Here is a 25315-nt window from a genome sequence, read left to right as displayed (position 1 = left end):
ATACCGCACAAGTGACGCGGTTTGACAGCCAGACCGGCACCCTGACCTTCTCCCCCGCGATCCCTTCCACCGTGCAACCCTCCACAGGCTATGAACTCTCATCCGGTGAAGAGGCTCCCGTGCTGGCCATCCGCTGGATTCTGGGTCTGAAAAAATCCGATCCGATTTCCGAGATCAGCGTCAAACTGGGAACCACGCGCGGCACCAATGCCCTGCTCACCCGCAAGGGAGCCCGTACAGCCTTCATCACCACCAAAGGCTTTGCAGACGTCCTGCTGATCGGCAACCAGGACCGTCCCCGCCTGTTCGATCTGGCCATTCAAAAACCGGAGCCCCTCTTTGAAATCGCCCTGGAAATCGATGAACGCATCGACGCTGGAGGCAATGTACTCCATCCCCCCGATCCTGCTCGCATTCGGGAGCAACTCGATCAACTTAAAGCGACCGGCGTGGAATCACTGGCGATCTGCCTGCTCCATTCATTCGCCAACCCCCAACATGAAGAACTGGTCGCCCGCCTGGCGTCAGAGGCCGGCTTTGACGAAATCAGTGTGTCCAGCAGGCTCTCGCCGCTCATTAAAATTGTCTCCCGCGGAGATACGACGGTGATGGACGCCTATCTGAACCCGATTCTCAAAGACTATATCCGCAAACTGCGCACGCCGCTCCAAAACTGTGAATTGAAACTCATGACGTCGGCAGGCGGTCTCGTCGATGCGAACCATTTTGTCGGCAAAGACAGTATTCTCTCTGGCCCTGCGGGGGGCGTAATCGGCTATTCGCGTGTCGCGGAAATCGCCGGTTTCCCCCGGTCCATCGGCTTTGACATGGGAGGTACGAGCACCGATGTCTCCCGTTTCGACGGCGAATACGAGCGGGAATTCGAAACCCGTAAGGCCGGCGTGCGGATTGTGGCCCCCATGCTGAGCATCGAAACGGTTGCCGCAGGCGGAGGCAGTATCTGTGGCTTTGACGGCATCAAACTGCACGTCGGTCCTGACAGTGCCGGTGCAGATCCCGGTCCCGCCTGCTATGGGCGTGGCGGCCCGCTCACGGTTACTGATCTGAACCTGTACCTGGGTAAAATCATTCCCAGTCGCTTCCCCTTCGTTCTGGACAGGCACGCCGTCGAGCAGCGTCTGACTCAGCTTTGCGAAGAGATCGCGGCTTCTCCCATGGGGAAAACCTACACTCCTCTCGAACTGGCGGAAGGCTTTCTGCAAATCGCAAACGCCAACATGGTCCGCGCGATCCGTAATATCTCGGTCGCCCGGGGCTACGATCCCGCCGATTATGCCCTGGTCAGCTTCGGGGGTGCCGGCTCTCAGCATGCCTGTGCGATTGCCCGTTCGCTCGGAATTCATGAAGTTCTGATCCACCCTTATTCGGGTATCCTGAGTGCGTTCGGCATCGGTCAGGCCGACGTCCGTCGATTCGGACAGCAGTCGGTCCTGCAGCCCTGGAACGCAGATCTCAAACAGGAATTACAGCAGCGATTTGCCGAACTTGATCAGAGCGTGTATGAAGAAGTCCGCGCAGAAGGCATCCCGGCTGAACGCATTGATCCTCCACTGCACTCGCTGGAAATGCGTTATCTCGGCACCGATGCCACCATCCAGGTCACCTGTCAGACAGGCCAGGACGAACTCACCCGATTTGAACAGGAACACCAGCGATTGTATGGTTACACGCACAAGAGCCGATCTGTCGAAGTCACCGCGATGCGTACCGAAATTGTGGGCCGCATGGAAGAACCTCACCTTCCGGAAACCGAATTGATGCCTCGCAGTCCGGCACCACTGGAAACGACACAGGCCTGTTTCCAGGGAACGATTCAACCCACGGCGGTCTACCTGCGCGACGACCTGCATCCCGGTGATCAGATTACGGGACCGGCAATCATCTGTGAAGCGATTTCGACCGTCATCATTGACCCCGGCTTCACAGCCCGCATTCTCGCGCGGGGCGAAACACTGATTCAGGAGACCTCTGAAAGTTCTGCAACACAGACCAGGATTGGCACCACTGCCGACCCGGTGATGCTGGAAATATTCAACAATCTGTTTGCCTCCATCGCCGAACAGATGGGCATCACACTGCAGCGAACATCGATCTCCACCAATGTCAAGGAACGACTCGATTTCAGCTGTGCCGTCTTTTCATCCACGGGTGACCTGGTCGTCAATGCGCCTCACATCCCCGTGCATCTGGGCGCGATGAGTGAAACCGTCAAGCGCATTATCGCCGACAATCCGGAGCTGGCGCCCGGCGATGTCTACGTGACGAACGACCCTTATCGGGGGGGCTCGCATCTGCCCGATGTCACCGTAATCACTCCCGTGCATCACCCGGAATCAGACGAACTGATCTTCTTCACTGCCAGTCGCGCCCATCACGCGGAGATCGGCGGAATCGTGCCTGGCAGCATGCCCCCCTTTTCCAAAACGCTGGCAGACGAAGGCGTACTGATTCGCAACTTCAAGCTGGTCGATCAGGGCACGTCGCGTGAAGATGCACTGCGTGAACTGCTCAGCTCAGGCGAGTTTCCCTCTCGTTCGGTCGAGGATAACCTGGCGGATGTCTCGGCCCAGGTGGCTGCCAACAATTGTGGCGTGAGCCTGCTGAACGACCTGGTAAAACGTTACTCGTTGACAGTGGTGCTGGCTTACATGAAACATATCCAGCAGGCAGCCACGGAAAAAATGCAACTTGTCCTGTCTGAGATAGAAGATGGCGTTTATTCCTTCACCGATCACCTGGACAACGCAGCGCCACTCTCTGTAAAAATCACGATCAAGGGTGCCAGCGCTATTGTCGACTTTACTGGCACAGGACCCGTTCTGGAAACCAATCTGAATGCCAATCGGGCCATTGTGAATGCCGCCGTACTGTATGTCTTCCGCTGCCTGATTCAGGAAGACATCCCCCTGAACAGCGGCGTGCTGACTCCCATTGAAATCATTCTGCCCGAATGTTTTCTGAATCCCCCCGAACGGGAGACGCCCGCAGAATGTGCGGCGATGGTCGGCGGCAACGTGGAAACCTCGCAGCGTACGGTCGATACGTTACTGGGCGCGCTCAACAAAGCAGCTGCCAGCCAGGGCACCATGAACAACCTCACGTTCGGAGATGAGACCTTCGGTTACTACGAAACCATCTGTGGCGGAAGTGGCGCAACTGCCGCGCAGCCTGGCGCGGACGCCGTGCATACTCACATGACAAATACCCGCCTGACGGACGCCGAGATTATTGAACGCCGCTACCCAGTCAGACTGCACGAATTTTCCATCCGCCACGGATCCGGGGGCGCCGGGATATACCCTGGTGGCGCGGGCATTATCCGCCAGATTGAATTCCTCAAACCACTCAAGATTTCCCTGATCTCCGAACGCCGGGGAGATTACGCCCCCTTCGGACTGGCCGGCGGTTCTCCCGGACAGATAGGAGAAAATCTACTGGAAAAAGCGGACGGATCCACGACAGAATCACTGGGAGGGAAATTCTCCCTCTCCATTGAAGCCGGCGACAAATTGACGATCAAAACCCCGGGCGGCGGTGGCTTTGGCAGAGCTGATTAACTGGAATCACACCAACGATCTGTTCACCAATGCAGGCTGCATTCAGAATGTCGCCGACCTGGAAATACAGGTTCTGGTCATAATTATTTCCATCTGCTTTGTGATTTTGTGTGTCAGGCGGTAAGGTGACATCAGGGCCACTACATCAGAATATCGTATCGAAAACACAGATTTAAAGAGAAGGAAAATTACCGTGTCCGAAAACCGTCGTGCTGAAGTAGATGCCGCATTGGCTGATGTTGATTTTGAAAAATTCAACTATCAGGTCGTGTTCGAAACTACAAAAGGTACTATCAAAACTGACCTGTATCCCGATGTGGCCCCGGGACACTGCAAAAATATCATCGGTCTGACCAAAATCGGCTTTTATGATGGTATCATTTTTCACCGTGTGATTCCCGATTTCGTCGTCCAGATCGGCTGCCCGCAGGGTACGGGAACTGGTGGCCCTGGTTATACCATTGATGCCGAGTTCAATAATCTGCCCCACGAAACCGGTATCCTTTCCATGGCCCGTACCAGTGATCCGAATTCCGCTGGCTCGCAGTTTTTCATTTGCCTGGGCCGGGTTCCGCACCTGGATAACCAGTACACCGTCTTCGGCAAAACCAGCGACGCCGAAAGTGAAGCCGTCGTGCTGTCCATCGGTGATATGGAAACGAATCACAGTGACCGCCCGCTGGAAGATGTCAAAATCACCAGTTCCGAAGTCATTGCCACTGCAAAGTAGTTACTGATGAGCGTGGATCGATCTTCATTGAAGACAGGCGCACTCGTGCGACAGGCGTGTCGCAACGGAGAATTCACCGGGCAGACATCGGGGCTCGCCCCCGGGTTTGCCCAGGCGAATCTCGTGATCCTTCCACAGACAGAGGCCCTTCAGTTTCAGGAGTTCTGTGAAAAGAACCCCAAACCCTGTCCCCTGCTGGAAGTCACCGTACCCGGTGATCCCTGTCCGCAGATTCTGGCAAAAAGTGCCGACCTGCGCACCGATCTCCCCCGCTACCGTGTCTGGCGGCGTGGTGAGCTTGTAGACGAACCCACAGACATCACTTCGCTCTGGCAGAATGACTTCGTCGCCTTCCTGATTGGCTGTTCCTTCACGTTTGAGGAAGCATTGATCGCCGCAGGACTTTCCGTGCGACATATTGACCAGGGTGTCAACGTTCCCATGTATCGCACGACAATTCCCTGTGAATCCGCGGGAATGTTCAGCGGCCCGCTCGTGGTTTCCATGCGTCCCTTCAAACCGGCGGATGCCATTCGCGCGGTGCAGATTACCAGTCGATTTCCCGCCGTCCATGGAGCCCCCGTGCATCTGGGATTTCCGGAACAGCTGGGAATTACTGATCTCTCAACACCCGATTATGGAGATGCTGTCTCCGTCAAACCGGATGAACTGCCCGTCTTCTGGGCTTGTGGCGTGACTCCGCAGGCAGTGCTCATGCAGGCCAGACCGGAGTTTGCCATCACGCACAGCCCGGGTTGCATGTTCGTCTCTGACCTGAAAGACGAAGAACTGGCAGCCGATACAACGGATCAGCCAGGCCGTTCATTCTAATCAGGAATGCGACTCTACTTCAGAGGAATCAGGGGCTGCCACATTCAGCTCGGGCAGATGGATTGATCGTATACGATAATCTTCCCACATCAGTGAGTAGGCAAAGCAGGGTTCACGGTCGAGAGTGAACGCCACGGGCTGGCTTTCCCAGAAGCTCATCAGATTACCCCGGGGGGGCCTGGTATAAAGTCGACGCTTGCATTCAGGACAGACCATACCAAACGGCGTGGCCTGATCTTCTTCGCATTGATGGTCGAGACAGATTGTCTGCTGTTGTTCGTTTCTCATACGAGCCCATTATATCGATCACCCAGATGCCCACTCCAGTTCTTTTTTTCATTCCGCAGATAAAATTCTCTGAATCAAAGCAGCAGACCTCTTATTCTCCGGCGCTGGCGCAGACTCCGGTAACGGAAGATTCCCTATCTTCCTTAGAATCGTCCCGATCAGCAATTCAGGCCCTTGATTCAGTCTGAAATCCGGTCTGACTGCCAGATTCCTGCTCTCGGGCCCTTTGATTCATCGCATCTGGGAATCCAGTTTGGTATAAATTAATTCCTGACCGATCCTGCTTTCTGGCCATTGCAGTTTCCAGATCTGTGCACCTGTGACACAACATCTGCAAAACCAGAACGGGTCCCTGTATGTTTTCATTTTAGCTTCTGGTACGAGATCTCATGGCAATCAACCTTTCCGAACAACTGAAGGGAGTTCTCCCTCCGGTCATTACACCTCTGACTCCCGATCGCAGGCTGGACCCCGCTTCTGCTGAATCCGTTTACCGATTCATGCTCGACAAGGGAGCCCATGGACTGTTCCTGTTTGGCACATCGGGAGAAGGGCCTCTGCTCTGTGAAGCCGATCGTCACGAGGCAACGGAAATCGCAGTCAAAGTTGTGGATGGCCGCGTTCCCCTGCTGGTGGGAGTGATTGCTCCGGGTACCGAACAGATTATCGAGCAGGCGAAAGTCGCTAAAGCACAGGGCGCCGATGCCATCGTGGTCTGCCCCCCGTTTTATTACCCGGCCAGCCAGAAAGACATGCTCGTCCATTACCGCACGATTCGCAAAGCGGTCGACATTCCCATTTTTGCTTACGACATTCCCGTGATGACCAAAGTCAAAATCGAATTAGACACGCTCATGACCCTGGGGAGAGAAGGGACTGTGATCGGCGTCAAAGACTCCAGCGGAGATGCCGTGGGATTTCATCGGCTGGTGGCTAATAAACCTCCCGGTATGAAGCTGTTTACCGGTGCTGAAATGCTGGTCCACGCTGTCGTGCTGGCAGGCGCTGACGGTACGGTGCCCGGGCTGGCCAATGTTGGGCCGGAATTATTCGTCCAGCTTTACGAAGCTGCCGCCGCTGGCAACCACCAGGCAGCGGTTCAATTCCAGGAAGCCATCGTCCGGTTATTTGAAGTCTTTGTCTGCCCCGATGGAACCATGAATGTGGGTTACATCATTGGCTCGATGAAAACCGCACTCCGCCTGCGTGGGGTCATCGAACACGATACCCTGCTCCATCCGTTCCCGGCCTGCACCCCCGAACTGATTGAACGTACCCGCACGATTATGACGGAAGTGGGTTGCCTGTAAACGCCTTCCCCAGACGCATCTCTTTTTTCTACCCAGTACTTCGAATTGAATGAAATATTATGAGTGGAGTTTTAAACGAACGAGCGTGCCTGTTAACCGAACAGCTGCTGGCCAGGGCGGGTGAACTCAAAGTCATACCGCATGCCCTGCAGAACGGCGCGGTCGTGGTGGATTGCGGAGTTGAAACCCCCGCAGGCCTGCAGGCCGGTTTATTACTGGCCCGCATCTGTATGGCCGATCTCTGCGAGATTCAACTCATTCCGGGAGAACTGGAAGCTCTGCCCTTACCTTACCTGCAGGTTCAGACCGACCACCCCGTCGAAGCCTGTCTGCTGAGTCAGTATGCCGGCTGGAAAATTGACGTCGACAATTTCTTTGCCATGGGCTCCGGCCCCATGCGGGCTGCTGCGGAAGCAGAAGATCTGTATCGTGTTCTCGCGTTTGGTGAATCACCTGAGAAGACCGTCGGCGTGCTGGAAGCCAACACGTTGCCCGGCGTGGACGTGATTGAGAAAATTTCCAAAGCGACAGGCGTCGATCCCAAAAACATCGTGCTGCTGGTGGCTCCCACTTCCAGTATCGCCGGGAATATGCAGGTCATCGCCCGCTCCGTGGAAACCGCCATGCATAAACTGCTGGAGTGCAAGTTTGATGTGCATCGGGTCCAGGCCGGTTTTGGCACCGCACCGCTGGCACCGGTGGCAAAAGATCATCTGACGGGCATCGGACGTACCAATGACTCCATTCTGTACGGTGGTTCCGTCACTCTCTGGGTCACCGGAGATGATGAATCACTGCAGGAAATCGGCCCAACCATTCCTTCCAGTTCGGCCGCCTGTTATGGAAAACCTTTTCTGGAAGTCTTCGCAGAAGCCAATCATGACTTCTATGAAATCGACCCCAGTTTCTTCAGCCCCGCGGTCATCATCTTTCAGAACCTGGATACCGGAAATGTCTTTCAGTTCGGCCAGCTGAATACGGGGTTATTGAAAAACAGTTTTGGATTCTAACTTTTCGGCATCCGTCTCAAAAATGGAATAACCTTCGTGCAGATTGCCATTCTGGGAAATCAGATCAGCTGGTACTGCGATCAACTCCAGCAGGCAGCCGGCGCACGCGGACACGAAGCGTCCAAGATCGAATTTCGCGACATGGCGGCTTTCGTCAATAACCATGCGCGCGAACAGTTTTTCAGCTATGATGCAGAACAGACCCCAATCAACCTGCCGCATTTCGACTGCCTGATCATTCGCACGATGCCTCCCGGCTCTCTGGAACAGGTCGTTTTTCGCATGGACCTGTTAGGCCGGCTGGAACAGTCAGGTGTCACCGTCTTCAATTCTGCGCGCGCGATCGAATGTGCTGTCGATAAATATCTGACCACCTCCCGACTTGCCGCCGCCGGTCTGCCTGTTCCAGCCACAGCGATCTGTGAATCTTCTGAAGCAGCATTGCAGCACTTTCACCAGTTGGGGGGAGACGTCGTCGTCAAACCGCTGTTTGGTTCAGAAGGACGTGGTATTTTTCGCATCAGCGATCCCGATCTCGCCTATCGTTCCTTTCGCACGCTGGAACGTACCCAGGCGGTGATTTACCTGCAGCAGTATATTGCCCATCCCGGCTATGACGTGCGGATCCTGCTGCTGAATGGGAAACTGATCGGCGCCATCCGCCGACACGGTCATAATGATTTTCGCACGAATGTCTCTCGCCTGGGACAGGCCGAACTCTATCACCCCACGGATCGGGAAGTCGAACTGGCGGTCCGCGCAGCGGCGCTGACTGATGCAGAATTCGCAGGCGTTGATCTGCTCTCTCCTGCGGAGGCACCGGATGAATGCTATCTGCTGGAAGTCAATGCGGTGCCAGGCTGGCGCGGTTTTCAGTCGGCGACCCACATCGATGTCGCGACGCTGGTCATTGAATATCTGGAACAGAAACGAAACAATAGGCCCTCTGCTTAATACCAAACTGAATTCATTCTGAAATGAGCTATGTCATGGAACTGAACGCACTGTTGACCGCCCTGCAGACACACCTGCCTGAAATTCTCCGCTGGTCGGGAGCCATCGCCAAACGATTGAGGCACTTCAACATTGCCGTGGAAAATAAAACGTCAGGCAGTGCCCTCACGGACGCATTGACGCTGGCAGACCTGACATTACAGGAACTGATTGTCGCTGCCTTACGCGACCGCGATCCGCTGTTCCGCGAGTGTCGCATCGAAGCCGAAGAAAAAACGGGAGACCTGCACCGCTTTGCCGAGGACTCTCCTTATGTCATATCAATCGATCCCATTGATGGCACGAAACAGTATCGCGATAAAACTGCCGACGGCTATTGTGTCATGGTGCATCTGCGCGACAGCGAGACAGTTCATTACTCGCTGGTTTATATTCCGGAGACAGGCGCACAGGGGACGTGGGTCGAAGCCGTACATCAGCGCGTCGTCTGTGGATCCGATGACCTGAGTCGACCGGCGCGCGAGGTTCTGGATGACATGCCAGCCATCGATCCCGCGAGTCGACCCGATTCCCCGAAAATCTACCTCATCGGCTTTCAGGACAAAGACACCTCAAATGCAGAACTCGTCTCAGCAACCGGACTGGAAGGCGTGCCACCGGAAGAAATGCCCGGCAGCATTTATGATCATCTGGCAACCGGCGCGTTTGGAGGGTCATTGATACATACTCCGAATGTCTATGACTTCCCGGTGTCGCTGCATATCGCCCGCATTCTGGGGGGAGATGCGGTCTGGGTTCACAATGGCGAATCCGTGAATTTCCACGAACACTGGATGGATGAGCGGGCCGACATGCTGCGGCTGCCCGGAATCACAGCCTGTAGTGCCAACCCCCAGACTCTGCAGGCACTCTGTGAACTGGCAAAAGACTGGAGCAAGGTTCGTTATCAGGACTGAATTTCGGCCGGTTCCAGAGGCTTGGTGGCTTCGACAATGATGCCTCCCAGCTTGAGGAACTGATGGATGGGAGTGAACCAGTGCTGCTCTTTCCAGGGCAGTCCTGATTCTTCAAATGCCTGTTTGAGTTCGATTCGATTGTAGGTACGACATTTCCAGGTACGGCTGTTGAGCATGCCGGAGAATTTATCCTCCGTCGCCAGCAGAAACAGACTTCCCCCTGGTTGCAATACGCGATGGATCTCCATCAGACCATGTCGGGGATCAGCCACATACTCCAGCACCCAGCCACAGGTCACACAATCGAATGATTCATCTTGAAAAGGCAGATTCGTCATATCGGCGGAAAGGTAATTCGGACGCAGGCTGCTCATGCGGGTGCGAGCCCGTTTCAGCATCTGGTGAGATAAATCACAGGCAACCAGTCGAGCATCGGGATGCGTTTCACGCAGTAAATGCCCCAGGATCTGCCCCGCTCCTGAGCCAATATCCAAAATGCTGCGGAACTCTGATACATCAAAACGTCGCGTCTTGAGAATACGTCCCACCAGCGGATCATGCAGGGATAATTTACTCGCCAGATAAAGCACGGCGCCGGCCGGGCCATCGTATAACTTGCGGGTCGTCGATTGAAACTGGCTCTGGTCAATCTGGTCGCCACCACCAAATTCGATTAGAGAACGCAAGGATTTTCTCAGGCGTAACCGTTTAGGGGTACTTTTACGGGGAGAACTTAATGGAGCCATAGATCGAATTGCTTATCAAATCTGGAGAACTGTCTGAGGTTGGAATGAAATCCCTGCCCGTCAATGGTAGCCATCTTAACGATCCAGAAAGCGGAAATCGTTATGATTTCCGAATTTCTTGATATTCTCTAAAGAAGAGCTCTTCTGTAAGCGTCATAAACGGCCCAATGATAATACCTTATGAGCATCAATTTTTCCAGCAGCTTGATCAATCGAATTTAGCCGGTTATTATCAGTGATAAGGAGTCGCTCCCATCGAATTTAACGCAGCGGGGATACTTTGATCGTGATTCGTCGCGGACCTGAAATTCTTAACACTTTTGACCGTTGAATTGCGCGGAAAATACTTTCTGCGACAAAATGAAGGCTTAAATTGTTCATGACCGAACGGATCAATCTAAAACAGACTGACGACATCCGCGATGTGATTCATCTTGCTGTCCAGTACCTGGCAAAAGGAGAACTCGTCGCTTTTCCCACTGCGACAGCCTATGTGATCGCAGGCCAGTCGCTCAGCCCCGTCGCGATGGCGAAATTACGTTCCCTCTCTGGTGGTGCCCAGCCGCTGGTCCTGTGTGTGAAAGGCTTTGACGAGGCACAGGATTATCTGCCGGAAATGCCACCCCTGGCACGAAAACTGGCCAAACGCTGCTGGCCAGGTCCTGTCGTACTGGAACTGGAACGCCCCCAGCCAGGCAGCCTGTTCTCACAACTGCCCCCCGAAGTGCAGTCAGAAATCTGTCCCGGCAGTCAGATCAGACTTCGCGCCCCTGCGCATGAAATCATTTTTCAGACGATGCGACTCTCCCCTTCACCACTGGTACTCCTGAACGAAGATTCAAAATATCAGACAGCAGATTCCCTTATTGAAGATTATGGAGAAGAAGTCGCTTTGGTGATTGATGATGGCCCGTCTCGCTTTGGGGACCAGTCTACCATCGTGGGGATTACCGATAATCAATGGAAAATTCTCCAGCCTGGTGTGGTCACTGAAACCACCCTCAAACGTCTCTCCAGCGAAATATACATGTTTATTTGCACAGGAAACACCTGCCGCAGCCCGATGGCAGAAGGCCTGTTTCGCAAATTGCTGGCAGATAAGCTGAAGTGCCAGGAAGATGAGCTGTCTGACAGGGGCTTTATTGTAGGGTCAGCGGGCCTTGCTGCCGCCATGGGCTCGCCTCCCAGCCCGGAAGGAGTCGCCATCCTGGCTGAGCAGGGCATTGACATCCAGGCACATGAGAGCCAGCCACTGACCGAACGACTCCTGGACCAGTCTGATTATCTTTTTACCATGACCCAGAGTCATCGGGCAGCGATCCTGGCAGAGCGTCCCGACCTGAAAGAATCCGTCAAACTGCTGTCTGTGGAAGGAAAAGACGTCTCTGATCCGATTGGGGGAGGCTTTCAATGCTATGTCGATTGTAAAAATGAAATCGAAAAGCACCTTACCCAGATTGTTAATCAGATCAATATCCCACAAAACTGATAAGCAGCCTGTATTTCCACCCGCCTGAGATAATCTTTTTTCAATCCTCATTTTCTACATGAGCTGTGAGAGCTCACTTGCTATAATGGCTGGTAAACCATTAACCTTACCATTATGAAGATAATGTTAACCCGTCAAACATTCACTCGTTACGATAAATAATCTACCCGCTGCGGGTTTGATATAAATCCTGATTCACTCCAGAAATCTCTCAACAGGAAAATCACAGCGTACATTTACGGAATCAGGGTTCCTCATTATTTTAATTCTTCTCTTGCCACTTGATACAAAAGAGTTTCGATGAAAATTGCAGTTGCCAGCGATCACCGGGGATTTGCTACGAAGGTCAAGATCCTCACTCTCCTCAACCAGCTGGGGCATGTGGCCTTAGATTATGGTCCCGATGATGGAGAGAGCGTCGACTACCCCGACTATGCGGTGAAAGTCGCGAGAGCCATCGGTGAAAAAACGATCGATCGGGGGATTCTGATCTGCGGTACTGGTATGGGAATGTGCATTGTCGCCAATAAATTTCCGGGAGTGCGCGCCACACCCTGCCACGATGATATCACCGCCCAGATGAGCCGTCTGCACAACGATTCCAACGTACTCTGCCTGTCTGCTGATCTGCTGGGAGATCGACTCGTCAACCGCATGATCGAAATCTGGCTTAAAGAGGAATTCGAAGGTGGCAGACACGCGCGACGCCTGGAAAAACTGCACAAGGTCGAAGAAGAAAACATGCCTCCGCATTGAGTCTTTTTTCACCCGCTGTCTAAATGAATATTCCGCATCAGCATGAAACAACTGGCCCCCTCACCGCTTTGCTGCGCCGAACACTCCTGCCTGTAAGAAACGGCAATTCCGGATCTCGCAGATATACCGCGGGAGTCATGGAATTTCCCTCACTGATTCCTTTTCAAATGGAACAAATCTCTGTATCGTCAACAGTGAGTCATCAGGGAATTATAGACTTCTTTTTTCAGGGTATCAGCCGTTCGAATCCCAGCGAAAAGAAATAACACAGAGGGTAATGCGATCATGGATCAGGCCAGCTTAAAATTTACCAAAACACATGAATGGGTCGGCGTCGAAGGCGATATTGCGACTGTCGGAATTTCTGATTTCGCTGTAAATCAATTGACCGATCTGGTTTATATTGAACTCCCGAAAATCGGGTCAACATGCGAAGCCGGCAAAGTATTCGGCGAAGTCGAAAGTGTCAAAGCCGTCAGCGATCTCTACGCCCCTGTCAGCGGGGAAATTGTGGAGGCAAACGAAGCCCTCGTGGATGATCAGTCTCCTCTGTCTGATGATCCTTTCGGTGCCGGCTGGATCACAAAAGTCAAAATGTCGAACCCCGCAGAACTGGATCAGTTCATGAACGCCGACGACTACAAAAAGTTTTGTGAGTCAGAAGCCCACTGAAGCTAACAGGCCAACCTGGCAGTGACCCGATGACACCGGTTGTTCACTGTACTTTTCTGATTCGAGGAAGTCGATTCCGTCGATCCCCTCCGAAAATGGATAAAACAGAGTTCCCACGCTTCTTCGGCGACTATAATCCCACAGCGTTTACCAAAATCACGTTTTTTATCGAGTGAACCGTGCCCTACATTTTCAACACACCAGAACAGCAGCAGGAAATGCTGAAAACGATCGGCGTTGACTCGCTGGAAGCTTTATTCGCGACCATCCCTTCTGAGCTCCGACTGGATCGCCCCCTTGAGATTCCCCCCGCGCTGACCGAAATGGAGCTGCAGGCACATGTCAGCAGACTCGCAGCAAAGAACGTCGGACCGACGTCACGTGTCTGCATGCAGGGCGGCGGTGCCTACGATCATTTTATTCCTGCTGCCGTGGATGAAATTGCCCGCCGGGGTGAATTCTACACGGCCTATACCCCCTATCAGGCTGAAGCCAGCCAGGGTAGTCTGCAGACGTTTTTTGAATTTCAATCCCTGATCTGTCGGCTCACCGGCATGGATGTATCCAACGCCAGTCTCTACGAAGGGGGAACCTGTGTCAGTGAAGCCGCCTTCATGGCAATGCGGGTAACGAATCGACACAACCGCGTGGTGCTGCTCGGTTCACTGCATCCGGAATACCAGCAGGTGGTCGAAACCTATCTGACACATTTGAACTGTGAAGTCGTCGTCGTGCCCTGTGTTGATGGGGCCGCCGACCCTGCTGCCGTCGATGCTGCCATGAATGAAGAAACCGCCTGTCTGGTCATCCAGCATCCGAATTTCTTTGGAACGCTGGAAGAAGCAGAACAGCTGACGGAAATCGCACACAAATATGGTGCCCTGTCTGTCGTGTCCTATGACCCGATCAGTCTCGGGATTCTGAAACGACCCGGAGACTATGGCGCAGATATCGCGATTGCCGAAGGCCAGTCGCTGGGAACCCCCCTGCAGTTTGGCGGCCCTTACCTCGGCCTGTTTTCCTGCAGTGAAAAGTTTGTCCGCAGAATGCCCGGTCGGCTGATTGGGCAGACCGTTGATAGAAACGGCAAACGCTGTTATGTTCTCAATCTGCAGGCTCGCGAGCAACATATCCGCCGCGATAAAGCCACCAGTAACATCTGCAGTAACCAGGGGCTCATCGCGATTCGTGCTGCCGTCTACCTCTCCCTGCTCGGCAAACAGGGGATCCGCGAAGTCGCTGAACTCTCGTGCCAGAAAGCACACTATGCCGCTGAGCAACTTGCGATGGTCGAGGGGATCGAGCTTCTGTTCCCGGAACGCTCTTTCTTCAAAGAGTTCGCAGTCAGTTGTTCCGAAGGGGCGGATTACCTGCTGCGAAAAGCACGACAGGCCGGCTTTGACCTGGGACCGGAACTGTCCCGGTTTGACTACAAAAATGCTTCCGATCAATTCCAGACGGGTGTGCTGGTAGCGATTACCGAACAGAGAACACGCTCAGAAATCGATCAACTGGTCACTGCCTTAAAAGCATAAACGTCTCGATTGATCCAAGTGCTTAACACGTTTCCTTTTTAAAATTTCGAAGCAGCATCCAATACCATGCGAAATAAACTGGCCACGGAATCATTATTTGCTCTCTCTCAACCCGGCAGACGCGGCGCTGAATTTCCCGCTGCGGATGTTCCGGAACGCCCCTTGAGCGAGCTGATCCCGGCTTCAGCACTGGCAGACAAACCGACCGGACTGCCAGAAGTCACCGAGTCTGATGTGATTCGTCACTTCGTCAATCTGTCGACGTTGAATATGTGCGTCGACACCCACTTCTACCCCCTGGGCAGTTGTACGATGAAGTACAATCCCAAACGACATGAGCGGCTCGCCAGCCTGCCGGGAATCGTGGATCTGCACCCCTATCAGAATCAGTCGGATCTGCAGGGAATGCTGGGCATGCTGTACGAGATGCAGGAAATGCTGGCAGAAATAGCAGGGCTGCCAGCCGTCTCGCTGCAACCCGCGGCCGGTGCCCAGGGAGAATTCACTGCCCTGTTGACCGCCAAAGCCTATTTTGAAGACCGTGGTGAAAAGCGAACGAAAGTTCTGTTCCCCAACAGTGCCCACGGGACGAACCCGGCCAGTGCCGCGATCGCTGGTTTTGATTGTGTGCAGCTTGCCAGCAGTAAAGAAGGTCTGGTCGATCTCGAAGACCTCAAGGCACACCTGGATGATCAGACTGCAGTCTTTATGGTCACCAACCCGAATACGCTGGGACTGTTCGAAAAAGACATCAAGCAGATTGCGCAAATGGTGCACGATGTCGGCGGTCTGGTTTACATCGACGGAGCCAACATGAACGCCATTCTGGGCTATACTCGACCAGGCGATTTTGGTGGCGACATGATGCACTTCAACGTCCATAAAACCTTCACAGGACCACATGGCGCCGGCGGTCCCGGTTCGGGTCCGATAGCCGTTCGTGATTTCCTCGCAGACTTTCTGCCAGGACCCGTGATTCATTTTCATCCTGATGCAGACGAAACCGATCAATATACTCTGGAAACCCCGGCAAAATCGATTGGTCGCGTCCGGTCATTTTACGGAAACATCGGCATCCTCGTCCGGGGCTACTGCTATCTGAGAACTCTGGGAGCACCCGGTCTCAAAGCGGTTTCTGAAAATGCCGTGCTGAATGCCAACTATCTGAAAGCATTGCTGAAGGATGTTCTGCCTGTTCCCAATGGCGACCTGTGCATGCATGAGTTTGTGGCCTCCGCCTCCAAATCCAAAGCCGCCAATGGAATCACGGCCATGGATATTGCCAAACGACTGCTGGACTTCGGTTTCCATGCTCCCACGGTTTATTTCCCGCTGGTGGTGCCTGAGGCCATCATGGTAGAACCGACGGAAACAGAGTCCAAAGAAACCCTGGATGCCTTCGCGGAAACCATTATCAAAATCCTCAAGGAAGACCCGGAATTTCTGCACCAGGCTCCCCACAGCACGATCGTACAGAGGCCCGACGAAGTGGTCGCCGCCCGTAATCCGATCCTGCAGTGCTGCGAGCCTCAATAACTGTTTCCGTCCGAAATCCTGTGACTCGCTCTACAGTCTGGTTCCGACATGCCTCCTTCAGCAACCCCGGATCACTGTCGCCTGATCATCGAACCGGCTCCCCTGTCAGGGAACCGGAACATGGCCATCGACGAAACCCTGCTGGAGTCAGCCGCCACTGAAAACCGCTGTACCCTACGCTGGTATCAATGGGATCAGCCCACAATAGCACTGGGATACTTTCAGAAAAATGTGTCAGAAGACGCAGACGAGAGCTGGAAATATCTGGCGCGGGTGCGGAGACTCTCCGGTGGCGGAGCGATTTTACATCACCATGAATTGACCTATTCATTCGCACTGCCCGGCAGTCACCCGCTGGCAAAATTACCGCCAGAACTGTACGTGGCGATCCATCAGCCTATTATTGACGTCCTGGCAGCACACGGCCTGCCGGTTCAGTTTCGCGGCGTCTCATTTCGATCGGAATCGGAGCCATTTCTCTGCTTCGGGCGAGGCGATGAACGAGATCTGATTTACCAGGGACAAAAAATCCTGGGCAGCGCACAACGCAGACGGCGTGGAGCAATTGTCCAGCACGGCAGCCTCTTACTGCTGACTTCAGAACATGCGCCCGATTTTCCCGGTTTACTGAACCTGACTGGTCAAACCGATCGATTTCAGGAAACGTTTCTCAAGAACCTGACTGTCGATTTTTCAAACGCCATTTCCCAGGCGCTGGAATTCCCGCTGGAGTCACAAATCCTGACTGACGAAGAACTCGCTCAATCGGAGAGCCTGGAAAAAGAAAAATATTCCACTGATGAGTGGACCTCACGCAAAAAATAGCGATAACAGCTGTACCATCAACACTTATCAGATTCAAGCAGATTTATTAGTTTATTAATAAATTATCCACACGCAGGATGCGTGTTTTATAGTTATTGACATTACGTCAAATGCCTGATAGCGTTAAGGATGTAATACATACTTTATTTCATTGAGATTTCGTGTTACGGAAAAAAGTAGTGGCGTTTTACTTACGAGGAAGTGAGTCAAACCACACAATGCGGGCCTGACGGGCATTGTTATTTGCTCCTTTCATTGACAGATCCGAAGGTACCTCACTCATTTCTGTTTCTTGTTCATTTCACATTTTTTCTTCTAATCTAATAAGTCAAAAATGAAAACCAGGTGATCGGTAACGGGATGGTAATTTCCAATTACCGCATCCCCTTCCAGAGCTTTGAAGTGTTCTGTTTGAAACCTATGGAGTGAACGTTTATGTTGCAGCTTTCGTTAAAAGTCGTGGGCGGTCGTCATGATGGAAAACAAATCCCCATCAAAAGCAAAAAGTTTTTGATTGGCCGGGAAGAAGACTGCCATCTGCGCCCCAACAGCGACATGGTCAGTCGACACCACTGTGTTTTTACAGTGGATGAATACAGTGTCCGTTTACGGGATTTTGGCAGTACTAACGGCACAATGGTCAATGGTAAACGGATCAAGGGTGAAGTGCAGCTTTCCCATGCAGATCAGATCCGGGTCGGCAAACTGGATTTTGAAATTCAGATGTCACATACAGCGGATGCGGCTCCCGACAAAGCAGAAACCGCTGCGCCAGCTGCCCCCGGCAGTGATATTCTGACCGGCTCCGATACCGTTTTTGACATTCCCGTGCACGCATCGGAAGAAAATACTTCCGCTCCTGCTGAACCAGAAGCCGCCCCCGCTCCGCAGGCACCTGCCGCCCCGGGAGTTTATGAAGGAGATACGCAGATTCTGACGGCTGAACAGCAGCGTCAGGCACAGCAGGCATACGAGCAGGCAGCCCAACAGGCTGGTTACCCGCCGCAGCCGCAATATGGATATCCTCCCCAGCAAATGCATCCCGGGCAGCCCTATCCTTACCAGATGCCCCCCCAGTATTATCCACAACAGGGGTATCCGCAACAGCCGATGCCAGCTTATCCACAGCAGTATCAGATGCCCCCTCAGGGTTACCCGCAGCAGCCTCCACAACATCAGGAAGAACAACAGGGACGATCCAAACCGGACTTGCCGCCCGTGACACTTCCTCCACCGGAACAGACCGGGCTCAAGAATAAGCAGGAAGCCGAGAAATAGTTTGGACTGCCTCGATGGCCATCGCGTCCGGCAGTCTTATATTCACGACTTCCCATTGCTTTTCTCAATTGTGTTTGGCAGAATCAGAGAATAAGATCAGGGATGTAGTCAATCAATCATACAGGCAAATTCGTTGCGACACCTGCATCGATCCCATTGATTGATCCTGTTCTGAAACTGTGAATTCACAATCTATGATGCTAACAGAGGGAGATGCTTTCCGTGAATGATTCAGCCAACGCCAGCAACGACATTCAGAGACGATATCGTGAGTTTCTAGACCTGCTGCCACTGACGTTGTCACTCGCCGGCCTCCCGGAAAGCGATCATGGCAAATATTACACGGAAGAGCAGGTGGAAGCCCGGGCTTATACCGTCAAGCACGCCTTTAAACAGGCCCGTATCCTGGCGCGGGAATGTATTCAAAAGCATTAAAACTGATATCCGCCGCAGTTCTGTCGCGGAGGTGCTCCTACAGGCAAACAAAAACGGGAGTCGAATTCATCTGAATCCGGCTCCCGTTTTCAATTTCACTGAAAAACTGCTGCCAGCCTGCAAAAACTTCAGGTCTACTCTTTGCTTTTCAGTTCGAAATTAAATTCGTTAGCACCAGAATCGCTGACGTCGGCTTTCAGAGTCGTCTGCTCGTTGTACTCTGCAGGAAGATACTGCTCGACGGCAGGCATCGGTGGCTCATCGGGTGCGCCACCCACAACGGTTTTCCCCGGGATCTCTTTCGTCGCAGTAATCACGACCGATTTCTGACCCGCGGTTGCCCTGAAGGAGTAGGCACCGTTCTCTATCTTGCCGGCAGCGCTTGCTGCTTGACCGGCGGCATCTCGAAAAATAATGTCTCCCGCAGGCAACGGTTCTCTATCTAAGGTGACGTTTCCAGAAACAGGATATGTCACAGGAGCATCACTGGCCCCACCACAGCCAACAAGGAAAACCGTTAAACATACCAGCAGTGAGAGGTATGAGACCAACTTCATTGATTATCTCCTGAAAAAAAGTGTGCCCCTGACAATGTTGCCAGGGGCCAAAAAGTTCAACTGAATTTATACTGGATCGCGTATCCCAATACCACTGACCAGAACCTGATCCCTTGATCAGACCCTGATCCCTGCTTCGGAAAGAAGAGGAGCCTCCCGGAAACCTGAAATCCGCCGGTATTAGAACTCGCCGACTACTTCATCACCGGAAATCGTCGCCAGGGCACGGTAGGTACGAAGATCAATATTCTCTGATATGAAGCGAACGGCACCATCTGCCAAACCAACATGAACACCTCCCACATGCTGGCTGCGGGCATAGTTCCAGCGCACGGTTGTGTTATCCACGCACGGCGCATTCACATCCGTAGTACTTTTACAGAGATAATTCTGATCGGGTGCTGCCGTATTAGGAGTTTCATAGGCAGTGAATGTCACTTCTCCATGCGCTCCCCCAATCCAGTAACAGCCGGGACATCCCCAGGAAAAACCGGAGGGAACTGCCACGCGCTGCACACCTTCGCTGAACATCATCGTGCTGGATGTACCATCACTGATATCCCGCATCCTGGTTTTCGTCTGGTAACCGAACATACCATCATCACTCTCCGTCGAACGGTTCCTCGACCAGCCAATACAGCCCATGTAACTTCCTCCCCAGCGAACGCCCGAACTTTCGGCAAAGGCAGGCCCTATATCAGACGGACACATGAAGGCGGGTAGAGGTGTACTCACAAACTTCTGGCTGCTGGAGATATTATGCACGTGGTTGCTTGTACTGGCGGAAACGTTGGCACAATCTGCTTCATACGCGTTATACATGGGAGCCTGATCCACATACGGCAGAATCCGGTGGAACCAGGTGTCCCGTTTATGACATGCCGCCGGATACCAGTTATTATCACCCCGGTGTGCATACGGAAATACCTGATGCGCACTCTCATAATTGTGCATCGCCAGGCTGATTTGTTTCAAATTATTCTTACAGGTGCTGCGACGAGCTGCTTCACGCGCCTGCTGCACTGCCGGGAGAAGTAATGCGATCAGGATGGCAATGATCGCAATCACCACCAGTAACTCAATTAATGTAAATCCACGAGACTGTCTTGTTCCACTTAAGCGTTGCATCTCACTCTTTCTTCTCAAAATGACATCGAAATCACAAAAATAAATTTCAGCATTAATTAAATTCCGACATATTAATAAACTTCTTTATCTTAAGTTTCTTTCATATTAGACTTCTTGTCAACCAGAAACCTTAACCTGTTACTGGACAAATAATTAACACACGCACACAAACGCGGCGTTCCTCTGCAATTAATTATATTCGTGTTAGATCCCGCTGACCGACACCTTAACACTGACCATTTGAACCCGTACGGACTAAGAGTAAACTGACCTGATTTTTCTGAAACTTCCTCTCTCCGATTCTGGTATATTGAGTGAGTAACCTGAGATTTGAATTTCAATTTCGACAGATTCGAACATCAATACGGGATTCCTCCGTGAATGAAGATGATGCGGCGCAAGTCCGAAGTTGCCTGGATGGTAATACGGAGGCCATGCGCGCATTCGTAGCCCGGTTCCAAAGCAGTATCTTTGGACTTTGCTTCCGCATGCTGGGACATCGTCAGGACGCCGAAGATGTCGTCCAGGAGGTCTTCGTGCGGGCATTTCGCAGCCTTCACCAATGGGATCCAGAGAGAACACTGAAACCCTGGTTACTCACGATCGCCGCCAATCGCTGTAGAACCTTTCTGAGTAAACGCGCCCGCCGTCCTGTTCCCTCAGAGTTTGCCGCTGATCTTGCCATCAGTCAGTCAGCAGAACGGTTACAGGATCTCGGCGAAGAATTACAGAATGCCATCAGCCTGTTACGCGATGACCATCGTACATGTTTTATTTTATTTCATCAGGAAAATTTGAGCTGTCAGGAAATCGGAGAAATTCTGGACCGTCCGGAAGGCACGATTAAAACCTGGTTGCACCGTTCCCGACAGGAACTGGCTGCCAGTTTACGACAGCGAGGAATTGTACCAGAGGTCCGTTATGAATCTCGTTGAATTTCAAACCAGACTGGAGTCCATGATCGAAACTCGAAACTTCGATCAGCGTTCGCAACTGGAACACCATGCGACATCCTCACCAGAGCATCTGCAACTCTGGGAAGACTTTCTCATTCTGGAATCAGCAATCCCTGCCTGGCAACAGACACTGCCTGAGATTGATCTGATCGATGAAGTGCTGGCGCAGTTGGATACTGCCTGTTTAACAGCTGCCGATGAGAAACCTGCCCGAGAGATTCCCAGTGCACGAACGGGATCTCGCGTGCCCCAATGGGCCGCCAGTCTGATTGTCGTCGCGGGGCTGTTGATCGCAGTCACTTTGAAGTTCTCCGGAAACCAGGTGGAAAAAGCAGGCCCCGCTCCCCTGCCTGTTACCACCGATGTGGTTCACTCTCCCCCTGTGCCTGCTGTGGCACAGGCACAGACCCATCCCAGCTTTAATCTGCTTCTGAAGAATGCAGGCGCCGCTTCCTGGGGACTGGCGCAAAGTACTGCCGGAACGATGACAGAGGCAGTGAGTCTTGTTCCCGTCAAAACCCCGCAGGCGGAATCAACGGAAGCCCACACCCGAGAATCGAACTGGGTGGATGATATCAATCTTGAGATGCAGCCGATCAAAGATCAGATCAGTCATGCCTGGAATTTTATCATTCATTCCGTTCCCGAAGAATCAACGAAAATTTAGGGATTTGAATTCACCGAATCTCATCCATCAGACCAGCCTGGAGTTGTTCAAATATGAAACTAATGCAGCCGATTAAAATGAGATCGCATCATCTGACTCGAAAGAATGCATTCGTGTTTGCTTCAGTTCCCGTCCTCCTCTGCCTGGCAGCTGTGCTTCCCGCCAGAGCAGCCGCACCATTGAGCCAGCTGGTGGATGAAAAGGCCGGCCTCTACCTGGAAGCCACTGATCTGAACTCTCATATCAAGCAGTTCCTGGGTTCACCACTCGTGAATCGTTTTCGGCAAACCCAGGTATTTCAAAACTGGCTGCAGTCGCAGGATGTCATCAATCTGAAACAGGCTGTGCACGATATTGAGTCGGTTACCGGCAAACCATTACTGCCTTTGTTGAACCAGTTCTTCGGTAAGTCGGCCGGCCTGGCGGTGTTCAATCATGGCCCGAAACAGAATCCTTCCCTGCTGTTGTTGACTACGGTTCACGATCGTGAAGCGATGCAAAAACTGCTGGAATCCTGGTTCGCTAAAACAGGAATCAAAGTCACGACCAGCACATTCCAGGGCATCACCTGTTATGAAGTCCGTCAGCAGTCCGATCCCGCGGCACCGGCGATCACCTATGTCTTTCTGGATCAGACACTGGTAGTCACCGACAGGCGTTCCCATCTCGAATCGACCATTCGCCTGTACGATGATCAGCGACTCAAAAAGCAGGCTCCGGAAAATCTGCAGAGTCTGTTCGATCTGGAAATGTACCGTCGCGCCCGGGGAGTCTTGGCACAGGATGTCACCGGTTCGGTCTTTCTGAACCCACGCGCCTGGGATGAGCATATCAAACCTCCCCAAAACGAGATCGAAGAAGGGGTTGTGAACTGGTGGAAGAAAACGGGGGCGCTGATCGCAGGTCTGCATCTCAAAAACACGGTCGCCCTGGAAGCGGTGATTCTGTTTAACTCTGAAGCCATTGATCTGCCATTACTGAATATCCTCCAGACCCCGGCTGAGATCCCCGATCAATACACGCTGATTCCGAAAAAGGCATTGGCTGCACTCTCCGGGCAGCTCAATATGAATTTACTGACCAACCGCATCATCAGTTATTATGCGGATAAGAATCCGGAAAAATGGCAGAAATTCCACGCCATCAGCAGGGGACTTTTGGGAGGGCTCGACCCCGTAACAGAGGTCTCAAAAGTTCTGGGTCCCAGTGTGCTGTTTTATTCCGTCCCCCGCAAAACGCTCTCTTTTGATGCGATTTCCTTTGATGGACTTGTGGCAATGCAGCTTTCGATACCGGATGTCGATTCGAAATCAACTGACAAAAGCAAATATCAGTCTGCCCTGGAAAATGTGGCAAACTTCCTGATGAACAGCATACTCGCTCATCACAATTCGGAATCTGCTTCCGATAAACAACCTTCTATATTAAAAATCGAAGACCACGAACAGTATCATCTGCGGTGGATCGAAAGTCTCGGCCCTTATCAACCCGCTTATGGAATCAACGAGCGACAGCTTGTCTTTGCCAGTTCACCACAACTGGTCAGAGAGTTCTTTACGCTGAAATCGGAAGAAAGTCTGGCTGCCTTACCCTTATTTCAGTCCTGGAAAGAAACCTTCTTCCGGGAAGAAAAACAACTCTGCTTCCTGAACATCGCATCGATCAGGGCCTTCATCGAGCAGAACTCCGATTTTCTTGCTGAGCAGCTTTCCAAAGGGCACGCCGGAGATCTGGAGAAAGGCAAAAAGAAACTTGCCGGATTGAAAAGCCTGCTCCAGTCCTTTGATGGCCTGTTCTTTGCGGCCGGCCTGCAGAAAACTCAGGTGCGGATGATCTTCGGCCTGGGCTCGCTGAATCCCACTGAGTGAAATCACCGCTTCTGTACACAATTCTGAACATGCCGGCAGAAATCGAACCTGAGAATCGTCACAATCGGGACAACTACGCAATCGGCAGGCTCGATCACGCTTATCAGTGTTAATTATTTTAAACAAACTACCCAATCCCGATTTTGGTGGGAATAATTGAGTAAGTTAGTTCCACTTTTCTGTTCTGGCCAGAAATAAATCCGAATCGTGGAATGTTTTTCCCAAGATTGTGAACCGGGAATTTGAGGTTCAGGGTCAACCGTCACGTTTCAGCGTTTCAAACTGTCTGATTTGCGTTGGATTTTTATATTTTCCCGTTTGCGTTCGAATTACTTCAGACAACTATCTCCCCTCAAAAAAAGGCTTTATTTAAACATGGTAAATCAACTTGATCCCCCATCAGAACTGGTTATCGACCGTCGTCGAGTCAATCGCAGAGATACAGGCAAGAAAGAAGCGATTCATACAAAACATGAAGTTGTCGATCAACGCAAAATCGAGCGTCGTCGCCAGATCGATCCCACCACGTGCGAACGTGATTACAGCGATCAGGAAATCGACTTCATGAAAGCCATGGATGATTACAAACGACGCAGCGGGCGACAGTTCCCCACCTGGAGTGAAGTTCTGGAAGTGTTGCACAGCATGGGATATCGCAAGGTCGCCGAACCAACTGATATCATGCTTTAAGCCTGAAGTCAGGCTGACTGCAACGTCTCCAGCACCTTCTGGACCGACGATAATAAATCGAAAGATTTTCAGGTGAATGTAATACGTTTTTGAAAAGCATTCGCCGCTGAAATGGAATTCATGGACTCTGACAAGTGAGATGCCCGGGCAATGCATCTCACTTGTTTTTTTAGGGAGTCCGGCCGATGATGACCAGCGTCAGGTCATCATACTGTTCCGCCTGACCGGCGAACGTTCTGACTGCTTTCAGGATCTGCTCTCCCAGTTCTGCAGGGTTCAGACGGGAGTCCAGAATCAGGGACTTCAACCGTTCGATTCCGAACTGTTCTCGTTCTTCATTCATCGCTTCCGTGACCCCGTCTGTATATAGAATTAACTGCTCACCCGGCTGCAGATGATGCTGAATTGCCTGGTATTCGTAATCATCCATCACACCCAGCGGAACACTGGGATGTTCGGCTGACAGTTCTCTCAAGGTTCCATCAGTTTCCCGCAGCAGCGGTTCCAGATGGCCTGCATT

Annotated in this window: 24 protein-coding genes; 19 read left to right on the top strand and 5 right to left on the bottom strand. The window is 52.3% G+C overall.

All coding sequences use genetic code 11. The features are described 5' to 3' along the window. The 3 genes from AACZ40_RS16800 to AACZ40_RS16790 form a co-directional block, all read left to right on the top strand. Positions 1-3578: hydantoinase B/oxoprolinase family protein (locus AACZ40_RS16800; protein WP_339675109.1), on the top strand; the 3578-nt coding region annotated here is incomplete at its 5' end. Between the two features lie 193 nt (positions 3579-3771). Beyond that, a complete protein-coding gene (locus tag AACZ40_RS16795; protein WP_291175060.1) occupies positions 3772-4308 on the top strand; it encodes a peptidylprolyl isomerase in 537 nt (178 codons plus the stop codon). A 6-nt stretch (positions 4309-4314) separates the two neighbouring features. Beyond that, positions 4315-5139 (top strand): putative hydro-lyase, encoded by an 825-nt coding sequence (locus tag AACZ40_RS16790; protein ID WP_291175063.1) that lies wholly within the window; start codon positions 4315-4317, stop codon positions 5137-5139. Here AACZ40_RS16790 and AACZ40_RS16785 read toward each other — a convergent pair whose 3' ends face one another. After that, positions 5140-5427: a hypothetical protein gene (locus AACZ40_RS16785; RefSeq protein WP_291175066.1), complete on the bottom strand. Its 288-nt coding sequence runs from the start codon at positions 5425-5427 to the stop codon at positions 5140-5142. 389 nt (positions 5428-5816) lie between these two features. Here AACZ40_RS16785 and AACZ40_RS16780 point away from each other — a divergent pair, with 389 nt between their 5' ends. From AACZ40_RS16780 to AACZ40_RS16765, 4 genes are read left to right on the top strand one after another with little or no spacing between them, the layout of a single operon-like run. Beyond that, positions 5817-6737 carry a dihydrodipicolinate synthase family protein gene (locus tag AACZ40_RS16780; RefSeq protein WP_291175068.1) on the top strand — a complete coding sequence of 307 codons (921 nt, stop codon included), beginning with the start codon at positions 5817-5819 and terminating at the stop codon, positions 6735-6737. Between the two features lie 59 nt (positions 6738-6796). After that, a complete protein-coding gene (gene mch / locus AACZ40_RS16775) occupies positions 6797-7747 on the top strand; it encodes a methenyltetrahydromethanopterin cyclohydrolase (RefSeq protein WP_291175071.1) in 951 nt (316 codons plus the stop codon). A gap of 36 nt (positions 7748-7783) precedes the next feature. Further along, the gene (locus tag AACZ40_RS16770; protein ID WP_291175073.1) at positions 7784-8701 is read left to right on the top strand and encodes a RimK family alpha-L-glutamate ligase; all 918 of its coding nucleotides are present in this window, start codon (positions 7784-7786) and stop codon (positions 8699-8701) included. A 35-nt stretch (positions 8702-8736) separates the two neighbouring features. Then, complete coding sequence (locus tag AACZ40_RS16765) at positions 8737-9657, top strand: inositol monophosphatase family protein (protein ID WP_291175076.1); 921 nt, start codon at positions 8737-8739, stop codon at positions 9655-9657. Here AACZ40_RS16765 and AACZ40_RS16760 read toward each other — a convergent pair. Further along, a complete protein-coding gene (locus AACZ40_RS16760) occupies positions 9648-10343 on the bottom strand; it encodes a class I SAM-dependent methyltransferase (RefSeq protein WP_291175078.1) in 696 nt (231 codons plus the stop codon). The genes AACZ40_RS16765 and AACZ40_RS16760 overlap by 10 nt on opposite strands. A gap of 439 nt (positions 10344-10782) precedes the next feature. Here AACZ40_RS16760 and AACZ40_RS16755 point away from each other — a divergent pair, with 439 nt between their 5' ends. The 8 genes from AACZ40_RS16755 to AACZ40_RS16720 all read left to right on the top strand — a co-directional run bounded on the left by AACZ40_RS16755 (position 10783) and on the right by AACZ40_RS16720 (position 18929). Further along, on the top strand, positions 10783-11892 hold the full coding sequence (locus AACZ40_RS16755; protein WP_339675104.1) for a Sua5/YciO/YrdC/YwlC family protein: 1110 nt from the start codon (positions 10783-10785) through the stop codon (positions 11890-11892). Between the two features lie 300 nt (positions 11893-12192). After that, positions 12193-12648: a ribose 5-phosphate isomerase B gene (rpiB, locus tag AACZ40_RS16750; protein ID WP_291175083.1), complete on the top strand. Its 456-nt coding sequence runs from the start codon at positions 12193-12195 to the stop codon at positions 12646-12648. Positions 12649-12933: 285 nt separating this feature from the next. Next, positions 12934-13320 (top strand): glycine cleavage system protein GcvH, encoded by a 387-nt coding sequence (gene gcvH / locus AACZ40_RS16745; RefSeq protein WP_291175086.1) that lies wholly within the window; start codon positions 12934-12936, stop codon positions 13318-13320. 179 nt (positions 13321-13499) lie between these two features. Further along, positions 13500-14855, top strand: coding sequence for an aminomethyl-transferring glycine dehydrogenase subunit GcvPA (gcvPA, locus tag AACZ40_RS16740; protein WP_291175088.1), 1356 nt, complete (start codon positions 13500-13502; stop codon positions 14853-14855). A gap of 66 nt (positions 14856-14921) precedes the next feature. After that, positions 14922-16391 (top strand): aminomethyl-transferring glycine dehydrogenase subunit GcvPB, encoded by a 1470-nt coding sequence (gcvPB, locus tag AACZ40_RS16735; protein WP_291175091.1) that lies wholly within the window; start codon positions 14922-14924, stop codon positions 16389-16391. Positions 16392-16439: 48 nt separating this feature from the next. Beyond that, the gene (locus AACZ40_RS16730; protein ID WP_339675098.1) at positions 16440-17216 is read left to right on the top strand and encodes a biotin/lipoate A/B protein ligase family protein; all 777 of its coding nucleotides are present in this window, start codon (positions 16440-16442) and stop codon (positions 17214-17216) included. Positions 17217-17651: 435 nt separating this feature from the next. After that, a complete protein-coding gene (locus tag AACZ40_RS16725) occupies positions 17652-18494 on the top strand; it encodes an FHA domain-containing protein (protein WP_291175096.1) in 843 nt (280 codons plus the stop codon). A gap of 213 nt (positions 18495-18707) precedes the next feature. Then, positions 18708-18929 carry a hypothetical protein gene (locus tag AACZ40_RS16720; RefSeq protein WP_291175098.1) on the top strand — a complete coding sequence of 74 codons (222 nt, stop codon included), beginning with the start codon at positions 18708-18710 and terminating at the stop codon, positions 18927-18929. Positions 18930-19063: 134 nt separating this feature from the next. On the opposite strand, the gene AACZ40_RS16715 is transcribed toward AACZ40_RS16720, so the two are convergent. Further along, positions 19064-19486, bottom strand: coding sequence for a hypothetical protein (locus AACZ40_RS16715; RefSeq protein ID WP_291175101.1), 423 nt, complete (start codon positions 19484-19486; stop codon positions 19064-19066). A gap of 180 nt (positions 19487-19666) precedes the next feature. Further along, on the bottom strand, positions 19667-20614 hold the full coding sequence (locus AACZ40_RS16710; RefSeq protein WP_291175103.1) for a DUF1559 domain-containing protein: 948 nt from the start codon (positions 20612-20614) through the stop codon (positions 19667-19669). Positions 20615-20991: 377 nt separating this feature from the next. Here AACZ40_RS16710 and AACZ40_RS16705 point away from each other — a divergent pair, with 377 nt between their 5' ends. The 4 genes from AACZ40_RS16705 to AACZ40_RS16690 all read left to right on the top strand — a co-directional run bounded on the left by AACZ40_RS16705 (position 20992) and on the right by AACZ40_RS16690 (position 24795). Then, positions 20992-21549 (top strand): RNA polymerase sigma factor, encoded by a 558-nt coding sequence (locus tag AACZ40_RS16705; protein ID WP_291175106.1) that lies wholly within the window; start codon positions 20992-20994, stop codon positions 21547-21549. Next, positions 21536-22237, top strand: coding sequence for a hypothetical protein (locus AACZ40_RS16700; protein WP_291175108.1), 702 nt, complete (start codon positions 21536-21538; stop codon positions 22235-22237). The genes AACZ40_RS16705 and AACZ40_RS16700 overlap by 14 nt, the downstream gene beginning before the upstream one ends. A 113-nt stretch (positions 22238-22350) precedes the next feature. Then, positions 22351-24105: a DUF3352 domain-containing protein gene (locus AACZ40_RS16695; RefSeq protein WP_339675094.1), complete on the top strand. Its 1755-nt coding sequence runs from the start codon at positions 22351-22353 to the stop codon at positions 24103-24105. A 375-nt stretch (positions 24106-24480) separates the two neighbouring features. After that, complete coding sequence (locus tag AACZ40_RS16690) at positions 24481-24795, top strand: hypothetical protein (RefSeq protein WP_291175113.1); 315 nt, start codon at positions 24481-24483, stop codon at positions 24793-24795. A 169-nt stretch (positions 24796-24964) separates the two neighbouring features. On the opposite strand, the gene AACZ40_RS16685 is transcribed toward AACZ40_RS16690, so the two are convergent. After that, positions 24965-25315: PP2C family protein-serine/threonine phosphatase (locus AACZ40_RS16685; RefSeq protein WP_339675092.1), on the bottom strand; the 351-nt coding region annotated here is incomplete at its 5' end.

It is taken from the genome of uncultured Gimesia sp. (assembly GCF_963972345.1).
Taxonomy (GTDB): Bacteria; Planctomycetota; Planctomycetia; order Planctomycetales; family Planctomycetaceae; genus Gimesia.
Note: the sequence above shows the minus strand (reverse complement) of the source record. Positions and strands in the feature narration are given on the sequence as shown.